The following is a 21,565-nucleotide window of genomic DNA, read 5'->3' on the forward strand; positions in this document are numbered from 1 at the left end:
TGATTTTTAGCGTTTTAAGTTGTATGTTAAAAAACAAAAATGGCAGATTTCAAATCTGAAATCTGCCATTTTTGAAAGATTGTTATGCTTATTTTACAATATATTTGCTGGTTTGGGTATCACCATTAGCGAAATGTTTTACGATAATGTTTACACCTCTTTTAGGTGTAGCGATTTGTATTCCATCAGCTGTGAAGTATTCCTCTGAAGCAACTTCTGTAGCGCTTTCATTGATGTTGGTGATTCCTGTTGAAGTGCTGTTCAACTCAACGGCTTTGCCGAAACCACCCATCGTGTTAGCGGCCTTTACAGAATACTTCTGAGTATCATCGTCGATAGTGTAAGAATTGGTGTTTGTTATACCAATAAATTCACCGTTCGCATATACAGCATAAGCTGGAGAGTTTTCGATAGCATCCCATGTAAGGGTATTGCCTATTACTTTTGCATTGCTTACTGTAACCTGAGCTGCGAGCTGGTCTGGTGCCCATGTGCCGAATATGTTTGCTATGCTGAACAGAGCAGCAGAGTCTGCAGACATGGTTGTGTTATGCGTATTGGTATTTGCATCCTTTTTGAAATATACAACGTTTGTTGCAGGGGTAACAATGTTACCTTCTGTATCCATAGAGTTGTACTCTTTAAACTGGTAAGCTACAGTGTTCATACCATCTGGTGTGAATCGTGTAGATTTTATTTCTGAAGGCTGTTCGATGATCGTGTTCAAGTATGTCAACTTAGAATTTCCACCCCAAGAACGGCCTAGGCTGAAAGAGGCTGCGTTGTTTACAATGGTACAGCTATCAAATACATATCCATACTTGCAACTTTCACCTGGGTAAGGTGCTGCAATCACGTCTTCACCATATTTGCTGTCTTTAGCGCGAGATTCATTAACAAGTTTTACCTTGTTGTAGAATACATCACCGCTACCACAGAGATAGTCTACTGTACCGTGAATTTCACCTCCTTCGAAGTAGTATTGTCCATCCGCATTACTATAATAAGTATCCTGGTAAGAAAGCATTTTCACATTCTTGCAGATAGTGCGATTACCTTTATCCTGGATAACAACTGCACGACCTGCAGCACCGCTTGAATAGTAATCGAGAGCGTTCTGAAGGGTAACGTCTTGGATGTATGTGTTGCTACCTGTAATCAGGAATGTGGCAGTAGTACCAATACCCTCGTTCTTTACCTGTGGAGCATTAACGATGATGGTTGAGTTTGCATCTTCGCCGATGATAGAAATGTTGTTACCAGAGATTGGAGTAAGAACGGTTTCACCAAGGTCGTATGTACCCTTTGGTACGAATATATATGTGCGTGCATCGCTGCTAGCGTTAGCATTGGCTACTTCGATGGTTGTCAGTAAGTTACCAGCATCACCTTTAGCTACTACATAATAACCAGCTTCGTTCTTAGCAACTGGTGCTGATGCAACGTTGGCTACTGTAAGTTTGTGTAAATAGATACTACCGCTGAAAGTAAGGGTAAGTTCATCTGCAGTACCTTCATAGTAGTAAGATGCCGTAGCACCGTCCTTTGTAGCTTTAGCATCTAAAGTGCTGATCACTTCACCCTTAGAATTACTGATCGTGATGGTTCCACTGCTATATTGACAGAGAGAAGGTATAATGTATGCGTTGCCGCCTACGAGAATCTTTACTTCATCGTTAGTTGAGAAAGTCCAACCATGTGTACTATCGTGGAACTTGCCATTGCCTTTTGAATCGAATGCTTCGTGATCTTCTGCATAGAAATACTGATCGTTAAGGGTAAAGGTATAGCGCTTGTTGGTGCTATAGGTCTCAACTTCTGTTGCTACTGCATAGAGTGCTGTGTTACCTGTGATGGTTTCTTCTGTGGTATACTTGCGATTGCCAGAACCATTTGCATGAACAAACCAGCCACGGAACTTAGATCCGTCGGCTACTATAACATCTTTTTCTTCGTATTTGAAGGTGCTGATAGTAGCATCTTTTTCTACATTCTGTGTACCAATAACAGAGCCATCGGTATTGTAATAAGTCAGGATAAAGTCTGGTTTTAATACGATGTTAGCAACATAATTTATGGTCTGATCGTTAGCTGTTACAGGGATTGTTACTACTGTTGTGTCATTCTTTGTGCTATATGTAACAGTGCCGATTTCACCATTATCAGCTACTATATTTGTAATAGGATTATTTTCGGAGATCGCAGTCTCTGTTTTAGAGATTTCGATAGTTGCAGCCTGTATATCATCAGATATTTCGTTGAAGATATCTGCCGCCATGTATTTAGTACCATTTACTTCCAGAGATCCTAGTGCAGGGGTCTTACTCATATCTACGTTGCCATAGATATCCAGCTGGAAGAGATATGCATTCTGACTTGTATTCAAGTTGGTGAATCGTAACTGGCAGTTTGTCTTGTTTACATTTACGGTAACTTCTGCGCCAGTTTGTGGATTAGCTACAGACGAACTGAGTACAACCCAGTCTTCGTCGCCATCACCTTTTGCTTCCAGTTTCCAACCACGGTTGCTACCTGTTGCTCCGTGGATAAAGTGAACTTTGCTTATGTTTGATAAAGTAGATGTTAGAATGTATGGATCAGCTGATTTATTGGCCATCAGATAGCCACCAGTCCAGTTAGGAAATTTGCTACTATTAGCATTATAATTGCTAATCTGTGTATCGAAAACAGAGAAGTTTAAAGTTTCGTGGCTGTACTTGGTATTTTGTGTTACGCTGATAGCTTCTGTTGCATTAGCTTTAGCACTAGTCCAGTCTGTGAAGGTTGTAGAATACAAAAGCTTCTCTTGTAGGGTTCCTGCTTGAACTACTTGGATAGAGTAGAGGTATTCACTACCTGTAGCAACAATATCTACATAGCCTGCAACAACTTCGGCTGAAGTTGCTTTGTGGTCACTGGTTTGGTTGTCAGCAGCTACGCCACCTATTGTGTAGTTCGTGCTGTAACTTGTTACCGTGACGACGTCTTTAGTAGATTTTACAGGAACTCGGATAATTGTTCCGTTGTTGAACTGAGCATCTGAATCACGTTGTTTTAATTTACCATTGGTAGCATCGACATAGAGTTCGATACCAGGAATGGTTGATGCTACAGTTCCTGTAGTTTTCTCAATGCTGAGTGATTTCAGGGTCGAAGGATTTCCATTTTTAAAATCCCATAATGCTGTTATGTCTTGGGCTTTTGCGATAAGGGCAAAAAGCATCATTAGACATAACATGCCTGTTCTAAGTAAACTTTTTTTCATTATTACAGAGGTTAGTTAAAAAAATATTAAATTATTTTATTAGGTATTCCTTTTAGGTCTTCCTTTTGATTTGTTTGTTGTTTCTTAACTTACATTTATTCTTGTTCCTTGCAAAGGTAAAATTAAATTTCAAATATGCTTCAGCTTTTTACCTATATTCATTTTATTGGATAAAATATCCTATAATATTATGCAAAAAATCATATTGTAGCTGCTTGCTGTTTTGCAAGATGAGATGTATTTGTGTGGTTTGACATTGAGTGATGTATTATAAAAAAGGCCTCGAAACATGTCGAGGCCTTTTACTATAAAAAAAGTTTAAGTTTGTTATACTCTTATTTTTTGTATAAACTTCTTACTGGATAATCTTTCTGGTTTTTACAGTTCCATTCTCATATAGGGTTTTGGCAATTGTAATTTGTCCAGTTACAGGAGCGCTGATTCTTTGTCCGCTCATATTATAATATATGGTCTGAATAGGACTAGTAGAGACAGATACTTGCTGAGAAATCCCCGTGGTTGTATTCACTACCGTACCTGTAATGACAAGGTTGCTTAGACCGATTTGTTTGTAGTTTATACTATTGTCATCTTTAAGATTTCCCAAATTGTAGAAATAGAATTTGAACTGGTGTGCTTTTTCGTTAGCATTACACAGAATTGTCTGGTCAAAATCAGTATACCAGCTACTTGCCTCCTCGTTTCTGTTTGGCTCGATGGTAGCGATATCTGTTTCGGTACCATCAGCTTCGAGATATGCGATTTTCAATGTTCCTTTGTTTGTACCAATCTTAGAAGCTCTAAAAGCAATATTGGTAGGTTGGAAGCTGAAGCCTTCTTCAGGTGTTATCGTGAATGCGGCATAATTATTTTCTGTAGCACTTGTCTCTATTGTTTCAGCTTGAAACAAAGTTTCTGTTGTACCATTGACATTTTTAGTAGAATTCAAAGTAATGCCACTACCGAGTGACATACTCGTTGTTTGAATTCCGGCGGTAATATTGTCAGCTATTGTTGCCGTTTCGATATTGCCAGAAGTTAAAGGCCATGTAATACTGCCCTTAGCACCATCGATAACGACAGAAGTATCAGCAGGATCTACTCGTTCGACTTCGCGTCCGGTGTAATAGTCGATACCATCTACCTTGTTGACAGTAGGGTAGTATTCATCCACAGAAGACTCAGCATCGGTATTTTCCCCCTTCATAATATCTTCAACCAAAGCGTTGGCATATACTTCCAGATTGGTGTAATATCCTTTTGAATCTAGCGTATAAGTCAGTGCATCAGAAGCATCATTTGGGTTGAGGCCATTTGCATTTTCCCATACATCCGGCATACCGTCGTTATCAGTGTCAAACCCTTTTTCACGTTCACCTGTAGGGAAATTCTTCTCAGTGTAACCATCGCAATCAGCAACGACATCGATACGTCCTTTTACTTTAGTAACCGATCCTGTATAAGTAGAAGAACCGTTTTGTGTTTCTGTCATGTAACGAGCATCTACATCATCACGGAAAAGTGATGCGCCACCGTAAGTAAGAATTTTCTGATATGCATTTTCTGCAGAATGGGTAGTAACCTCTCCGATTGGTGCCTTGGCTTCGTCGAGTTTAATCTTTACACATGGAATTCCTTTGGAATTATTGACATGTTCTACTGCTTTACCGTAAGCATAAAGAGAATCGAGGGTATAATACTCACCATTGATGGTTGGAATACCGCTGTCGTATTTTACACCACTCCAGTCATAGTTTGCTCCATATCCATTTACATAGTTACCACTGATGAAGTAGCGACTTGTCATATCCATGAATGCATTTTCATCAGAAGAAGTCGTGCTGTTAGCGATAGAAACTTGGGTAATACGGTTTTTGTTATTTGTTTCAGGAGTAGATTTATAATAGTTGTTCACCATGTTGATATAACCACCACCAGGCCCACCATAGCATCCACCACTTCCCCAGTCAAAGATAAGACAGTTGCGGAAGTCTACATTTTCAGCTTGTACAGCATTTTCCCATTTGTAATCATTGTATGAGGAATTGCTGGTATAACCAGTCCAGTTATAGCGTGCTCCGTTAAAGCGTGGAGCTCGGTTACTGGTGTGAGCTATCATATTGTGGTGGAAGCTGGCTAGTTTACCACCCCAGATACCACCATAGCCGTGTGCTCCTTTATCATGGCCGGCATTATTTAGACTTTCTCCATAGACACACCATTGCATGGTGAAGTTGTTGTTGTCGTAGAAAGAACCGATTTCGTCAATACTCCAACTCATAGAACAGTGATCTATAATAGCTCCTGTCAGGTTACGTCCCCAAAAAGTGTCGGCTCCATCATTGACATTTTTCTCTTGTCCACGACGAAAGCGAAGGAAACGAACTATTGTATTGTTGCCTCCTAAAGTAACGGTATAATATCTTAGAGTAATACCAGGATAAGGTGCAGTCTGGCCAAGAATGGTTGTGTTAGCAGATATTTTTACGTCAGATGCCAAGGGGATAACACCTGCTACATCAAAGACAATAATTTTTTTACCACTTGTAGTAACAGCTGCACGGAAAGAGCCTTCGCCTTTATCATTAAGGTTAGTTACATGAATCACTTTGCCACCACGTCCACCAGTTACGTATCTTCCGTGTCCTTCTGCTCCTGGGAAAGCTGGTGCTTGAGCCATGGCCGCCGTACTTGCAGCAACGGCAGCCATAGTCAATATTGATTTTAATTGCATTTGTTCATTAAAATTTTGAAAATCTTTTTTTATTTGCTAGTTTGGATCTTCTCCAATTCAAGGGTTGCCCAAATGAAAGGACCAACACCTTTAGCGTCGTTATCACGAATAGGTTCACTGATGTAATATTCGAAGCTACCATCACGTTTGTAGTTTGGCTTCTTTACATATGGACCAGGACCAGGGCCAAGGCCACTTACGCTACAGCATTTAGTAAGGCTGATGGTCTTATCTGCATTAACCTGAATAAACTGATTGATGATGCCGTTGTAAGCTTTGATACCAGCATTCTTGTATTTTTCTCCAAGATAGCCCTTATTGTAGCCTTTTAAGAGAACGTATGCGAACATGCTAGAAGCTGTAGATTCCAAGTAATTCTTGTCACTCTTTACATCCATGACATCATACCATACACCAGTAGTCTTATCCTGATTCTTGATAACAGCATCCATAGCCTTTTTCAGAAGGTTGATAACCTCACCACGGCGCTCGTAATTTTCTGGCATTGCATCGAGGCATTCAGCCATAGCCATTACATACCATCCTAAGGCACGAGCCCAAGTATGCTTGCTCTTTCCGTTTTCTTTGTCAGCCCAGAATTGAGAATGAGTCTCGTCCCAAGCGTGTTTCCAAAGCCCCGTTTTCTCATCATAAGTGCGCTTGTCGGTCTTAATCATCTGGTCTACAGCATCATCAAGATATTTTTTTGCTTTCTTAGGTTTCAGGGTCTGTACAGCATAATTACAGTAGAAAGGTAATCCCATGAAGATACCATCGAGCCATACCTGGTTCGCATAGATGGCTTTATGCCAGTATACCCCTTCTTTGGTACGAGGTTGGTTCTGCAATTGTTTGAAGAAAGTCTTTAGTGCTTTCTCGTTTCCCTTGCGAGGGAAAAGGTTCTGCATACGAAGAATATATTTGGCTGTACGGATATTGTCTAGATTGAAATCTTCATACGCATAGCCAATGACATTTCCTTTTTCATCAATCATGGTCTCAGGATATTCCTTGAGATAGTTGATGATGTCTTCACCACCATATTTCAGATAGGTATCGAGCATACCTTCCATTTCGATACCCATTACATAGCTCCATTTTGGCTTCTTAGAGAAATCAAGGAGATATGAGTGAGGCACACGCTTCATTTCGCTGTATGTAAGCCACTGTGCGTAACTCTTGTAAGGCTGTTCACCTTTGTTCAGTACTAGACTGTTGTTGATGAATACATTATCGTAATGTACATCTTTGGTTCTTCCTGTAACCTTAACAGGCTGTTTGATAACACCATTGAATGTACAGTTCTTGAGGTTGATATCGTAGATGTTATCCACATTATCCAATCCAATCATGAGTACACCGTACTCGCTTTTTTCGCAAGTAACGTTCTCCATGTTTACGTTACGAACAGTAGGTTCGAAGCCACGATAGCAATCTTCATTGTTTTCGTAATCAAGATTGATTTTTAAAACAGCTTCTTTACACTGACCCACCTTCACATTGCGCATGTTGATATTTTGTATTAAGCCACCACGACAATTGTTCGTCTTGATACGAAGTACACGTTCCAAATTAGGAGAGTCCATGTAGCAGTTTTCGGCATATACATTTTCGCAACCGCCAGAAATTTCGGAGCCGATTACGACACCGCCATGACCGTCTTCCATTTTACAGTTGCGGATAATGATATTCTTGCTTGGTTTACCCCAGAAACGGCCATCGTTATTACGTCCACTCTTGATGGCGATGCAATCATCTCCTGTATGGAAGAGGGTATTCTGAATAATGACATTCTCACAAGCCTCAGGGTCGCAACCATCACCATTAGGACCTTCGTTCCAAATCTGAACACCGTCTACTGTGATATTTTTACACAAAAGAGGGTGGATAACCCAGAATGGAGAGCGGAGTAGAGTGACATCCTTGATGAGAATATTCTCAGAACGTACAAAGTTGATAAGTTGAGGACGAAGTCCCTGACCCATACCAAACTTACGTTCATCGAAAGGAACATCATTCTCAGCCATCTTCATGAGTTTTGCTCTGGAACCTAATTTCTGAGATTCTTTAGTAATACCAGGTTTGTATCCGAATTTTGGATTACCGTTCATAGGCCACCAAGTATCGTTAGAACCACCACCATCGATAGTACCTTTACCTGTGATGGCAATGTCAGTAGCTTTGTAGGCATAGATACATGGAGAATAGTTCCAGCATGCCAAACCTTCCCATGAAGTACGTACAAGAGGATATAGTTTTGGTTCGAAAGCGAAGTGCAGCGTAGCACCTTCTTCTACAACCAAGTTTACATGGCTCAACATAGTAATTGCGCCTGTAGAGTAAGTTCCTTTAGGAATGATAACATTACCGCCACCTTTTTTTGAAGCCATTGCGATAACACGATTGATGGCCTTTTGATTAGCGGCAGCCGATGCCTTTTCTGAGGCTCCATACTTGGTTACTACATAATCCTTACCTTTGATTTGTGGTAACTTCACACTTTGTTCTATCTGCTTGTACTCCTGTTCGTTCCATCCTGAAGCAAACATGCTGGCTGGAAGAAGTAGGGCAAATAGAAGAGTCCATAAAGATTTCTTCATTTTTTACTTACTTTATTGTTTTGAGTTATTAGTTTCAAAATAGTCCCCAAATATACGATTATTTATCGAAATAGTTTTGTACAAATCATCGCTTTTATAGGAATTTTTATCAAATGGCGGAAAACCAGTTTTTGATGAAGTCTTTCTCGGGGCTATTATAGTAACGTAAAGCTGGAGATATTGTGTGCGCTATCAATGTTAAAAAAATGTTTTTTTAGGATAAAGACTTGCTTTTTTATAAATTATAGTTTATATTTGCGAAATATTTAGGTGATTTCACATTTTTTGAAATCCCCTTTTCCGAGGTTGGTGCATCCTGCGCCAACCTCTTTCGATTGTATTCTCCAAAAAGTTTGATTTAAAAGTAATATTTGCTTCTGTATTGCGTTATCTATAAAAAGAATGTTACTTGGATAATAATAATTGCCTATGAAGAAGTTTACTCTTGATGAAATGAAGCCTTCTGATCTTACAATTAGGATAATTAAGCAGTTTGCTCATACTTATCGCGTTGTGCGTATGAACAATGGCGAAAGAGTATCATGTTTGAATTAAATAATTAAGAAAAAGAAGAATAAATGAAAACAATTGTTTCTCCATCATTGCTTTCTGCTAACTTTATTGATTTGAAAAGCGATGTGGAAATGATCAATCGCAGTGAGGCCGATTGGCTTCATATGGACATTATGGATGGGGTATTCGTACCTAATATCAGTTTCGGATTCCCTGTCCTTGAAGCTGTAGGAAAGTATTGTCAAAAACCGCTGGATGTGCATTTGATGATCGTACATCCTGAAAATTATATTGATCAAGTTGCTAAAAGCGGTGCTATGTTGATGAATGTGCATTATGAAGCTTGTACACATTTGCATCGTACTATTCAGCAGATTCATGATGCTGGTATGAAAGCTGGTGTAACTTTGAATCCTGCCACTCCTGTATCAGTCTTAGAAGATATTATTACAGATGTGGATTTGGTATTATTGATGAGTGTCAATCCTGGTTTTGGTGGACAGAAATTTATCGAAAATACCATAGGTAAATTAAAACGACTTCGTGAACTTATAGATAAAAGTGGTAGTAAGGCCCTAATTGAAATTGACGGTGGGGTCAATGGCGAGACGGCTCCTCGTCTAGTAAAAGCTGGAGCTGATGTGCTTGTCAGTGGTAGTTATGTCTTTAAGGCTCAAACCCCAGAAGATGTAATACATCATTTAAAGGAGTTGTAACTGTATGTCATTATCCTTTGCCATACGGCGGAGGTTAAGGATAGCATAACGCATACGTCCCAGACTGGTATTGATGCTGACATTTGTTATTTCAGCAATTTCCTTAAACGATAATTCCTGATAATAACGCATGTAGACTACTTCACGCTGGCTTGCTGGAAGTTGGTTCATCATGTTTTTAACGTCTCTTAGTACTTGGCTGTTGACGTATTCGTTTTCTATATTGGTTACGATGGTATTCTCTGAACCTATATTTGACAAATCATTTTCTTGTCCCGATTCTATTACTTTGTTGCTTTTTTGTTCACGATACCAATCCATAATAATATTATGGGCGATACGTGTGCACCAAGCAGAGAATTTTCCATTGTTAATATATTTTCCCTGCTGTAATCGAGTAACGACTTTCATAAAGGTTTCTTGAAAGATGTCATCAGCCAAGTCATGGTCGTGAACAACGAACATGATATATGAAAATATTTTGGTTTGGTTGCGTGTTAACAACAAATCAAAAGCCTTATTATTTCCATTGATGTAGGATAGGGCCAACTCTTCGTCGGTCATATCAGATAGATTTTTCATTTGCTTTATTGTTTTGAGTTTTTGAGGTAGAATTAAATCAATAGGCTCTAAATTTTGTTGTTCATAAATGAGGTTTATAATGGCAAAGGTAAAAGAAAAGTTTGTTTTCTCCAAATTTTTTAACACTCAAAATACAATAAAATGCAAAAACTGTTTCCATTTGTATTAGAATTCGTTTTTTGGTGATCGTATTTTAATTTTTAGATGATTTTGTATTGGTTAAATCGTGTACTTCGTCAGTTAAGATGTTTATAGAGGTAAGTGGATGAGGTATAAGGAGATAAATTTGAAATATTTCTTTTCGTTATTATAATAATGTGAATGATGTCAAAACGATATATTTGCTCAAGAAATATAAGCAGGTTAAAACTTTTTTTTCTTTTTTTCTTTAAATCTTTTGGTAATTTCAAAAAAGACCGTATCTTTGCAAAAGTAAAAATTAAACAAAATAGCAAGAAATGATGAATTCAGTATTTAACATTTGGTGGTGGCGTTGCTCAAGATTTAAATAAGTCGTGAGTCGCTAAGCCATGTGGATATCTGAACTTAGAAAATAACACAAAGAGGCCTGCCGTTCTTACGACAGGCCTCTTTCCTTTTTTATCACTTTTCAAGATTATAACAACATAAAAATATAGGAGACTAATACAATGGGAATGAAAGAAATTTTGAATAGAATGCTAAATCATGAGGAATTGACTCGTGAGGAAACGAAGCAGATTATTGTTGCTATTACTCAAGGTGAAATTCCAGAAGAACAAATTACCGCTCTGCTAACTGGTCTACAAATGAGAGGTGTCTCAGTTGATGAACTTTTAGGTTTTCGTGATGGAATTTTGGCAACTGGTGTTCCTGCGTTACTTGATTGTGATCGTTATATCGATGTCGTAGGTACAGGTGGTGACCGTAAGAATACTTTCAATATTTCTACTACTTCTTGTTTTGTAATTGCTGGTGCAGGCTATAAGGTGGCTAAGCATGGTAATTATGCTGCTACTTCTGTTAGTGGTGCTTCTAATGTCATCAAGAATCATGGTGTAAACTTTACGGCAGACTTGGATACTTTAAATCGTTCTATTAATGAGGCTGGTATCGTTTATCTTCATGCTCAGCTTTTTGCGAGTGCTATGAAGTTTGTTGCGCCTATTCGTAAAGCTCTTCAGTTCCCTACTGTATTTAATCTGCTTGGTCCTTTAGTAAATCCAGCACAGCCTTCTTGTCAGCTTCTTGGAGTTGCTAATTTAGATCGGATGCGTCTGTATAAACAAGTTTATCAAAAGATTGGTATTGATTTTGGTATTGTCAATAGTATTGATGGTTATGATGAAATCAGTTTGACTGGTGATTTCAAGGTGACAACAAATAACTATGAAAAGATATTCAAACCATCTGATCTTGGTTTCGAAATAGCCAAACCAGAAGAATTGAAAGGTGGTGCCACTGAAGAAGAAGCAGCAGAAATTTTTGATAATGTTTTGGCAAATAAGGCTCTTCCTGCTCAAAAGAATATCGTATTAGCTAATGCTGCTTTTGCTATTCAGGTATTAGAGAAGGGACAGAAATCTATCGAAGAGTGTATTGAAATAGCTCGTGAAAGTATTGATAGTGGTAGGGCTTTAGCTACATTTAAGAAGTTTGTTGAAATCAATTCCTAGTTTGTCATGGCTGATATTTTAGAAGAAATTGTTGCACATAAGCGTATAGAAATCGAAGAGCGCAAGGCTTTTATATCTCCTAGTAAACTTTATCCGATGGTAGAGAATATGCTTGACACATCGGTACCCTCTATGCGTCAAGCATTGATGAAGTCTGATTCTGGAATTATTGCAGAGTTTAAGCGTAAAAGTCCAAGTAAAGGTTGGATTCATCGTGATGCCAAAGCTGAGGTTGTAACCAAGGCTTATCAAGAGGCTGGTGCATCTGCTCTCAGCATTCTTACCGATACCGAGTATTTTGGTGGTTATGATGAGTATATTCAACAGGCTCGTGCGAATGGAGTCACCATACCTATATTATATAAGAATTTTGTGATCGATGAGTATCAGCTTTTTCAGGCTCGTTATTGTGGAGCTTCTGCAGTTTTGTTGATTGCTGCAGACTTATGTAAGGAAGAATGTGCACATCTGTTGAAGTTGGCACATGAATTAGGTTTGGAGGTGCTGTTAGAAATGCACAATGACCGTGATTTTGAATATGCTGAACTCGGTCCAGATATGTATGGTATTAATAATCGCAATTTAGGTAGTTTTGTAACCCAAGTAGAAAACAGTTTCCGTTTGGCAGAGAAACTTCCTGCAGATGTGTGTAAGGTTAGCGAGAGTGGTATCGGAAAAGTCGAAACGGTCAAGCAGTTACGCGAGGTAGGCTTCCGTGGCTTTTTGATGGGTGAATATTTTATGAAAGAAGATAATCCTGGTATGGCTCTTCAACAGTTTATTTCTGAACTAGCAAAATAATTTCGATATGATTATCAAGGTTTGTGGTATGCGTGAAGCCGAAAATATTCGTGAGGCATCGCAGTTGGATATCAATTTGATGGGCTTTATCTTCTATCCGAAGAGTAAACGTTACGTCAGCATGCTCAGTAGTCGTGCAGGTATCATACCCGATTATAGTCCTGAGCGTTTTGTCTATGCTGTTGATCAAGGTGGAAAGCCTAATTTCATATTTCCGAAACATATTAAGAAAGTAGGTGTTTTTGTAGACGATATGCCGCAAAATATCATAACACAAATTTATAATTATGATCTTGATTATGTACAGTTGCATGGAAATGAGTCTCCTGTCATGATAGATAATCTCCGCCGTTCGGTAGATCCTGATATTCATCCTGGGCTCAAGATTATAAAAGCCATTTCTATATCTAATGTTGCAGATATTATGAAATGTAAAGCTTATGAAGGACATGTTGATCTCTTTCTTTTTGATACGAAATGTATTACAGTGGGAGGTAGTGGACATCAGTTTGATTGGAGTGTACTTCAGGCTTATCAAGGTGATACTCCATTCCTTTTGAGTGGTGGTATTGGGCCGGACGATGTGCAGCAGCTCAAATCGTTTCATCATCCCAAGTGGGCAGGCATAGATGTAAACAGTTGCTTTGAAACTGAACCAGCCTTGAAAAATATCAAGCAATTACAAGAATTTATTGAAAAAATAAGAAACTAGATATGAACAAAATTAATCAACTTTTCAGTGAGCGTCAAGACCGCAAGTTGCTATCGCTCTATTTCTGTGCAGGATGTCCTACGTTGGAGGGTACAGGCGAAATTATTAAGACCTTAGAACGTCGTGGTATCGATATGATAGAAGTAGGAATTCCTTTCAGTGATCCCTTGGCAGATGGCCCTGTTATACAGGCTGCAGGTACAGTAGCCTTAAAGAATGGCATGACCCTTCAAAAATTATTCGACCAGTTGAAAGCGATTAAGAATGAAGTTCATATTCCGCTGGTTATGATGGGTTATCTTAATGTTATCATGCACTATGGTTTTGAGAAATTCTTCCAAAGTTGTGTTGAATGTGGGGCTTCAGGTGCTATTATACCAGACCTACCATTTGATGACTATCAAAAGGTAGTTAAGCCGATTGCTGATAAGTATGATATTCGTGTCATCATGATGATTACTCCTGAAACTAGCGATGAGCGTATTCGTTTTATCGATGATAATACCGATGGTTTTATCTATATGGTAAGCTCTGCCAGCATTACAGGTGCACAGAGTAACTTTAATGAAGCGAAAGTAGCTTATTTTAACCATATCAATGCCATGAATTTGAAAAATCCTCGTATGATAGGTTTTGGTATCAGTAATAAGCAGACCCTTGAAAGTGCTCAGGATAATGCTGCTGGCGCTATTATCGGGTCTAAGTTTGTTGCGCTTTTGAATGAAACAAAGAATCCTGATAAGGCGATAGATTTGTTGTATGAAGCTTTAAAGAAATAAGGAGAAAATAAGATGACTAAAAAATATAGTGTAGACGAAAAAGGATTCTTTGGACAGTTTGGTGGTGCTTATGTTCCAGAAATCTTGTATAAATGTGTTCATGATTTGCAGGCTCAGTATTTGCCTATTATTCAGTCTAAGGAGTTTCAAGATGAGTATTATGCTTTGTTAAGAGATTATGTAGGTCGTCCTTCTCCTCTTTATTATGCAAAGCGTATGAGTGAGAAGTATAACTGTCAGCTCTATTTGAAGCGTGAAGACTTGAACCATACAGGTGCTCATAAAATCAATAACACCGTAGGGCAGATTCTGATGGCCAAGAAGATGGGTAAAACTCGTATCATAGCTGAGACAGGTGCTGGTCAGCATGGTGTTGCTACTGCTACCGTTTGTGCCTTGATGAATATGCAGTGTGAAATCTTTATGGGCAAAACAGACGTGGAGCGTCAGCATACGAATGTGGAACGTATGAAGATGCTTGGTGCTACAGTTCATCCGGTAACTACTGGAAACATGACATTAAGCGATGCTTGTTCTGAAGCTATTCGTGACTGGTGCTGTCATCCAGAGGATACTTTCTATATCGTAGGTAGTACTATGGGACCTCACCCTTATCCTGATATCGTTGCTAAGATGCAGAGTGTTATCAGTAGGGAGTTAAAAGAGCAATTACAGGAAAAGATTGGACGTGATTATCCAGACTATCTTATCGCTTGTGTAGGCGGAGGTTCAAATGCTGCTGGTACTATCTATCATTATATAGATGATGAGCGTGTGAAGATTGTTTTGGCTGAAGCTGGAGGTCAAGGTATTGATACCGATCATACAGCAGCAACCATCCAGGTAGGTACAGAAGGTATCGTTCATGGTTCTCGTACACTTGTCATGCAGACCGAAGATGGTCAGATTCAGGAAGCCTTCACGATATCAGCTGGTTTGGATTATCCAGGTATTGGTCCTATGCATGCCGATTTGGCATCTAAGGGTCGTGAGCAAGTGTTGGCTGTAAATGACGATGAGGCTATTTATGCAGGTTATGAGTTAACTCGTATGGAGGGTATTATTCCTGCTATTGAGAGTGCCCATGCCATTGCCGCTTTAAAGAAGTTGAAATTTAAGCCTGAGGATGTTGTTGTACTTACTGTTTCTGGTCGTGGTGACAAAGATGTTGAGACTTATCTCAATAATAAGCCATTGGCTAAGGAATATGGTAATTTTTAATTATGAAAGGTATGAAGCAATTTGAATATACGACAGTTACCAAGAAAATTCTTGGTGATCTTTATACTCCTGTAGGTGTGTATATGCGTCTTCGTGACTTATATCCACAATCTGCTCTGATGGAGAGTTCTGATTATCATGGTAATGATAACTCGCGCTCTTTTATTGGTATTCATCCGATTGCAAATATACAAGTGGGGCATGGTATTATTACTAAGACTTATCCTGATGGTACAGTAGAAACCGAAGAGATTGCGGGGTATGCTCCGAATTCTCAAGATCCTATTATTAAAGGTAATGCTAAGGAAAAGGTTGCTGCTGCTGTTAATGATTTTATCAGTCATTTTGCAGTAATAGGTGAAGGTGCTAGTTATATGGGCTTATATGGGTATACGTCTTCTAATGCCATTCGTTACTTTGAGGATATTCCAGTTAAGGATACTACGATGAGTAAAAATGATGCTGCTGACTTGATGTATATTTTGTATCAAGATCTTATTGTTTTTGATCATTATGATAATACTTTGCAGTTGATCACGCTTGTTCCGCAAGGGCATCAGTCTGTGGGCGAGGAGACATTGATAGCTTTGGAGAAGAATATGAATCGTGCGTCGGTTAAACCTTATGATTTTCATCCTGTTGGTGATACAACTTCTACACTGACAGACGAAGAACATAAGGAGAATATCCGACGATGTGTCAAGCATTGTCAACGTGGTGATGTCTTTCAGATTGTTATCAGTCGTCGTTTTGTTCAAAAGTTTGAAGGTGATGATTTTAAACTTTATCGTGCGCTTCGTAGTATTAATCCAAGTCCATATTTGTTCTATTTTGATTTCGGTGGTTTCCGTATATTCGGTTCTTCACCAGAAACACATAATCGAATTGTAGGCAATCGTGCTTTTATTGATCCGATAGCGGGAACGACCAAGCGTACTGGTAATCCAGAACAGGATCGTAAGAATGCTGAATTCTTGCGTAATGACCCGAAAGAGAATGCTGAACACGTTATGTTGGTAGATTTGGCTAGAAATGACTTAAGTCGTAACTGTCATAATGTTAAGGTAGATTTCTATAAGGACATGCAGTTTTATAGTCATGTTATCCACTTGGTTAGCCGTGTCAGTGGTGAACTGAATGAGGGCGCTGATCGTATCAAGGAGTTTATTGATACATTCCCAGCTGGTACGCTGAGTGGTGCCCCTAAGGTTCGTGCCATGCAGTTAATTAGTGAGATGGAGCCTCATAATCGTGGAGCATATGGTGGATGTATTGGTTTTATCGGACTCAATGGTGATTTGAATCAGGCTATTGTTATCCGCACATTTATAAGTCGTAACAATGAACTTTGGTTTCAGGCAGGTAGTGGTATTACCGTGAAGAGTAATGACGATTACGAGTTGGAAGAAAGTAATAATAAGTTGGGCGCTTTGGTTAAAGCTATTCATATGGCAGAAAACCTCTGATTCCTCAATAAAGTAAAAGAAATATGAAAGTTGTTATTATCGATAATTACGATTCGTTTACATATAATTTGGTTCATCTTGTTCGTGAGATGGGAGTTGATGTTACGGTATTCCGTAATGATCAGTTTACCTTGAATCAGTTGGAACCGTTTGATAAGATTATATTGAGTCCTGGTCCTGGTATTCCTTCAGAGGCTGGCTTGTTGCTTGATGTAATTCATTCTTATGCAGGTCTTAAACCTATGTTAGGTGTTTGTCTTGGACATCAAGCTATAGGGGAGGCTTTTGGTGGAAAACTTATTAATCTGAAGGAAGTGTATCATGGTGTAGCTACAGATTGCGTGCATTATGATAATGATGTGATCTTTAAGGGAATTGACCGTCATTTTAAGATAGGCCGTTATCATAGTTGGGTGGTTGACAAGGAGGATTTTCCTGATTCTCTAGAAATTACTGCTGTAAGTGATGATGGAGAAATTATGGGACTTAAGCATAAGCACTATAATATTCATGGTATTCAGTTCCATCCAGAATCTGTTCTTACACCAGAAGGTAAGCGTATGATTAATAACTGGCTGGAGGCATAATTGCAGATTTTTAAAGTCGTCAATAAAAAACGCCATCTTACTTATAATAGTATGATGGCGTTTTTCGATTATGCTTAGTCGATTTTCATCGATTAGAATTCTGAGGTAAAGTGGAATTTAATATGCTTGAAATCCTGTTCTGCCATGCTCAGAACGTAGCCTGAGTCAGCCAAGAATACATCACGGCCTTCGATATCCTTAGCCATATATTGGTACTTACGCTTCTTGAAATTCTCTAGCTCCTGTTCATCGTCACTTTCTATCCAGCACGCTTTGTGCAAGTGAACAGGTTCCCAGCGACACTTAGCATTGTATTCATGCTCCAGACGATACTGGATAACCTCAAACTGCAACTGACCTACTGTACCAATGATTCGACGATTATTAAACTGATTAACAAACATTTGGGCTACACCCTCATTCATCAACTGTTCAATACCCTTTTGGAACTGTTTGCTCTTCATAGGGTCGTCATTTTCGATGTATTTAAACAAAAGAGGAGAGAAAGAAGGAAGACCACGGAAGTGAATATTCTCGCCTTCAGTCAATGTATCACCAATTTTGAAAATGCCATTATCCGGTAAACCTACAATATCACCAGGGTATGCTTCGTCTACGGTACTCTTGCGTTGAGCCATAAACTGAGTAGGACTGCTGAATCGTACCGTCTTATCCAGACGGATATGGTGATAAGGGGCATTACGAACGAACTTACCCGAGCAAACTTTGCAGAATGCAATACAGCTACGGTGATTAGGGTCAATATTAGCAGTAATCTTAAAGATGAAACCAGTGAACTTAGGTTCTGTTGGTTCTACCATTCGTTCTTCAGCCTTGGTTGGCTTTGGACTTGGTGCTATCTGTACGAAACAATCGAGTAGCTCTTGTACACCGAAGTTATTGAGTGCAGATCCAAAGAATACAGGTGCAACTTCAGCATTACGATAGCTTTCGATATCAAATTCCGGATATACTCCATTTACAAGTTCAAGATCGTCACGAAGTTGGCTGGCATTTTCTGCACCTACTTGCTCGTCAAGGTTATTGCTGTTAATATCGATTTCTACCTTTTCTGTTACTCGCTGTTTGTTAGGTGTAAACAAGTTTAGTTTCTGTTCGTAGATATTGTATACACCTTTGAAACGCTGACCTTGGTTGATAGGCCAGCTGAGCGGACGAACATGGATGTTCAGTTCTTCTTCTAGTTCATCCAACAAGTCGAAAGGATCGCGTCCTTCACGGTCCATCTTGTTTATAAATATAATCACAGGGGTATTGCGCATACGGCAAACCTCCATCAATTTACGCGTTTGAGCCTCCACACCTTTAGCAGAGTCTACCACGATGATAGCAGAATCTACAGCAGTAAGAGTACGATAAGTATCTTCAGCGAAGTCTTGGTGACCAGGAGTATCCAGAATATTAACCTTATAGCCGTTATAATCGAACTCCATGACAGAGGTAGATACAGAGATACCACGTTGTTTCTCTATATCCATCCAGTCAGAAGTAGCCGTTTTCTTAATCTTGTTGTTCTTTACAGCACCAGCTACTTGAATTTGTCCACCGAAGAGCAAGAACTTTTCGGTTAAAGTTGTCTTACCCGCATCCGGGTGTGATATAATCGCAAAGGTGCGACGTCTTTCTATTTCAGTCATACTAAATACGGGGGCTCGCGCCTCTCTTTTTACGGTTTTAATATTATGCTTTGATTACATTCATGTTACGCATACAGGTTTTCAGTGAATCTACCCAGTATGGCACGTGAATGCCAAATGTTTCTTTTATTTTGGTCTTATCAAGTACAGAGTAGGCCGGACGTGTCACTGGACTCGGAAACTCGTTGCTGTGACAAGGTTGGATATCGCAGTTTGTATTACCTGCTAGTTCGGCAATCTTTACAGTAAAGTCATACCAGCTGCATACGCCTTCATTGCTATAATGATATACACCAGTATTACCTTCATATTTTCTATTTTCGATAATATCAAAGATTGCTGTAGCTAAATCACCAGCGTATGTTGGTGTACCTGTCTGGTCGAATACCACTTTCAGTTGTGGTTTGCTTGCGGTAAGGTTAAGCATAGTCTTTACGAAGTTGTGACCAAATTCACTATAAAGCCATGCTGTACGGATGATAAGATAATTTACGCCCGAGGCCTGAATTTTCTGTTCTCCATGTAGTTTAGTCATGCCGTATACACCTGTAGGGGTACCTTTCTGGTCTTCCTTGCATGGCGTATTATAAGGATCACCACCGAATACATAGTCGGTACTAATATGTACCAGTTCCCCATCAACTTCCTTCATTGCCTTGGCCAGATTTTCTGGAGCTGTAGCATTGAGAGTCTCAACAATATCACCAGCAGTCTCAGCTTTGTCTACATTAGTCCAGGCTGCACAGTTGATGATGCATTTTACATCCTGTTCTTTTACAATTTTTCGAACATCTTCCAACTTTGTGATGTCGAGAATAGTTGTTTCAACACCTTCCAATGCTATTACATCTGTAAAGATATAATGATCTTGAGTTGATTGTTGGCTTACTAATCTGATTTCGTTACCCAACTGTCCGTTGGCGCCTGTTACTAATATATTCATTTTTTGACTACTTTTATGTGTTTATTCATTGTCACCAAAGTCAAGACCTTCAGTGTTGTCCTTAATATAATAATCGCTTAGCATGCCGATGAAGAGTGTAATCTCTTGGAAGGCATGTTCTGTTTCTGGCGAAATACTTTTTTTCTGGAGCTGCAACATCATTTTACCATAGAGAGCATTAAAGCAAGTTTCGATTTCGTTTACATCCTCTTCGCCCTTGTGTCTTAATTCCACGATGTATGGTAACACCTTATAGTATTCAGCGTTGTAAACAGGGAATCGTGTAGACTGCAACATACGATTGTGCAAGTCGATAATATCCTGCATAATCACATTATTCACGTTTAGGTGTCCGAAATCACGTTTACCTTCCTCGTTCATCATGCGGATGAGGTTACCGAACCAGTCGATTTCTTCATCCATCTGCTCTTCGGTAAGGTTTGTGAATTTCGAAATATACATTTTCTTTATCACTGGCAGACTGCATCCCATCGCACGTATGGTATCTTCGATTTGCCACATGTAGAGCATATACTCTGCAATAGATTTCTTTCTTAATTCTTGAGCAATAAACATATATTTCCTTTTAAAAACGTGTTAAATACTAGTTGGGAACAGATAAATATTAAATATTGTACCTACTAGAGATACGATACTGAAAATGATGACACAACTACCAATAATGCGGTTGATGATAATCACACCTGTCTGGTCGAACTTTGTACGAATCTTATCGATAAGCCATGTTAATCCATACCACCATAGCAAAGCTCCGAAAAGCATGGCTGCATACCCTAAGATCATGAGTGAAGGTTCATGAGGGTGCACAAAATTAAACTGAGCAAAAAGCGCCATAAATAGAAGCATAATCAGAGGATTGGATAGCGTGATTAAAAATCCGGTTACACCATTATGCCACAGTGTACCCAGTTTTTTTTGACCTCCTTGATGTGCTTTTTTTAAAGGATTGCTGAAGAAACTGAGTAGTCCAAACACAAGGAGCATGATTCCACCTACTAACTGAAGATAGAATTTATTAACCGGGTTATTAATAAGATCGACCACGAAACTCATTCCTGCACCTGTTAAAAGGGCATAAAGGAGATCGCTTGCTGCGGCACCGATGCCGGTTACGAAACCGAACCAACGGCCTTTTTTCTGGGTTCGTTGAACACAAAGAATGCCAACAGGTCCCATTGGAGCTGAAGCGGCGACACCTATAATGATGCCTTTAATAATCAGTTCCAGAATATCTATATGAAATTGAAATGGCATATTTATATTTTTTCAATTTGCAAAATTACAAAATTTAATTGATATGCGACAATAACGC

17 protein-coding genes are annotated in these 21,565 nt (G+C 39.1%); 9 read left to right on the forward strand and 8 right to left on the reverse strand.

Annotated features, from left to right (window positions below; genetic code table 11):
* Positions 1-88 precede the first annotated feature (88 nt).
* From L6469_RS00545 to L6469_RS00555, 3 genes are all read right to left on the reverse strand, one after another.
* Complete coding sequence (locus L6469_RS00545) at positions 89-3,265, reverse strand: pectin esterase (RefSeq protein ID WP_143067121.1); 3,177 nt, start codon at positions 3,263-3,265, stop codon at positions 89-91.
* 355 nt (positions 3,266-3,620) lie between these two features.
* Positions 3,621-5,999, reverse strand: a complete 2,379-nt coding sequence (locus L6469_RS00550) for a pectate lyase (protein ID WP_223918704.1) — start codon at positions 5,997-5,999, stop codon at positions 3,621-3,623.
* Between the two features lie 29 nt (positions 6,000-6,028).
* Complete coding sequence (locus L6469_RS00555) at positions 6,029-8,599, reverse strand: glycoside hydrolase family 88 protein (RefSeq protein WP_006283448.1); 2,571 nt, start codon at positions 8,597-8,599, stop codon at positions 6,029-6,031.
* A 429-nt stretch (positions 8,600-9,028) separates the two neighbouring features.
* On the opposite strand from L6469_RS00555, the gene L6469_RS14695 reads away from it, so the two are divergent.
* Positions 9,029-9,154, forward strand: a complete 126-nt coding sequence (locus L6469_RS14695) for a hypothetical protein (protein ID WP_006283449.1) — start codon at positions 9,029-9,031, stop codon at positions 9,152-9,154.
* 23 nt (positions 9,155-9,177) lie between these two features.
* Positions 9,178-9,828, forward strand: coding sequence for a ribulose-phosphate 3-epimerase (gene rpe, locus L6469_RS00560; protein WP_006283450.1), 651 nt, complete (start codon positions 9,178-9,180; stop codon positions 9,826-9,828).
* Here the strand turns inward: rpe and L6469_RS00565 are convergent.
* The gene (locus L6469_RS00565) at positions 9,814-10,410 is read right to left on the reverse strand and encodes an RNA polymerase sigma factor (RefSeq protein WP_006283451.1); all 597 of its coding nucleotides are present in this window, start codon (positions 10,408-10,410) and stop codon (positions 9,814-9,816) included. The genes rpe and L6469_RS00565 overlap by 15 nt on opposite strands.
* Positions 10,411-11,066: 656 nt before the next feature.
* Between L6469_RS00565 and trpD the strand changes: the two genes are divergently transcribed.
* The 7 genes from trpD to L6469_RS00600 are packed head-to-tail and all read left to right on the forward strand — an operon-like array spanning position 11,067 to position 17,631.
* On the forward strand, positions 11,067-12,065 hold the full coding sequence (gene trpD / locus L6469_RS00570) for an anthranilate phosphoribosyltransferase (protein ID WP_036858300.1): 999 nt from the start codon (positions 11,067-11,069) through the stop codon (positions 12,063-12,065).
* A 6-nt stretch (positions 12,066-12,071) separates the two neighbouring features.
* Positions 12,072-12,866, forward strand: a complete 795-nt coding sequence (gene trpC, locus L6469_RS00575; RefSeq protein WP_006283453.1) for an indole-3-glycerol phosphate synthase TrpC — start codon at positions 12,072-12,074, stop codon at positions 12,864-12,866.
* A gap of 7 nt (positions 12,867-12,873) precedes the next feature.
* Positions 12,874-13,578: a phosphoribosylanthranilate isomerase gene (locus tag L6469_RS00580; protein WP_006283454.1), complete on the forward strand. Its 705-nt coding sequence runs from the start codon at positions 12,874-12,876 to the stop codon at positions 13,576-13,578.
* A 2-nt stretch (positions 13,579-13,580) separates the two neighbouring features.
* Positions 13,581-14,357 carry a tryptophan synthase subunit alpha gene (gene trpA, locus L6469_RS00585; RefSeq protein WP_006283455.1) on the forward strand — a complete coding sequence of 259 codons (777 nt, stop codon included), beginning with the start codon at positions 13,581-13,583 and terminating at the stop codon, positions 14,355-14,357.
* Positions 14,358-14,369: 12 nt separating this feature from the next.
* Complete coding sequence (trpB, locus tag L6469_RS00590) at positions 14,370-15,578, forward strand: tryptophan synthase subunit beta (RefSeq protein ID WP_006283456.1); 1,209 nt, start codon at positions 14,370-14,372, stop codon at positions 15,576-15,578.
* Between the two features lie 11 nt (positions 15,579-15,589).
* Positions 15,590-17,044 (forward strand): anthranilate synthase component I family protein, encoded by a 1,455-nt coding sequence (locus L6469_RS00595; RefSeq protein WP_039871161.1) that lies wholly within the window; start codon positions 15,590-15,592, stop codon positions 17,042-17,044.
* 23 nt (positions 17,045-17,067) lie between these two features.
* Positions 17,068-17,631: an anthranilate synthase component II gene (locus tag L6469_RS00600; RefSeq protein WP_006283458.1), complete on the forward strand. Its 564-nt coding sequence runs from the start codon at positions 17,068-17,070 to the stop codon at positions 17,629-17,631.
* 92 nt (positions 17,632-17,723) lie between these two features.
* Here L6469_RS00600 and L6469_RS00605 read toward each other — a convergent pair whose 3' ends face one another.
* Genes L6469_RS00605 through L6469_RS00620 form a run of 4 tightly spaced genes read right to left on the reverse strand, consistent with a single transcriptional unit; the run spans position 17,724 to position 21,507 of the window.
* On the reverse strand, positions 17,724-19,289 hold the full coding sequence (locus L6469_RS00605; RefSeq protein ID WP_006283459.1) for a peptide chain release factor 3: 1,566 nt from the start codon (positions 19,287-19,289) through the stop codon (positions 17,724-17,726).
* A 43-nt stretch (positions 19,290-19,332) separates the two neighbouring features.
* Positions 19,333-20,232, reverse strand: coding sequence for a dTDP-4-dehydrorhamnose reductase (gene rfbD, locus L6469_RS00610; RefSeq protein WP_006283460.1), 900 nt, complete (start codon positions 20,230-20,232; stop codon positions 19,333-19,335).
* Between the two features lie 21 nt (positions 20,233-20,253).
* Positions 20,254-20,808: a DUF4924 family protein gene (locus tag L6469_RS00615; RefSeq protein WP_006283461.1), complete on the reverse strand. Its 555-nt coding sequence runs from the start codon at positions 20,806-20,808 to the stop codon at positions 20,254-20,256.
* 21 nt (positions 20,809-20,829) lie between these two features.
* Positions 20,830-21,507, reverse strand: a complete 678-nt coding sequence (locus L6469_RS00620; protein WP_006283462.1) for a LysE family translocator — start codon at positions 21,505-21,507, stop codon at positions 20,830-20,832.
* Positions 21,508-21,565: the final 58 nt, after the last annotated feature.

The sequence above is a fragment of the Segatella baroniae B14 genome (assembly GCF_022024235.1).
In the GTDB taxonomy this organism is placed as follows: Bacteria; Bacteroidota; Bacteroidia; order Bacteroidales; family Bacteroidaceae; genus Prevotella; species Prevotella bryantii.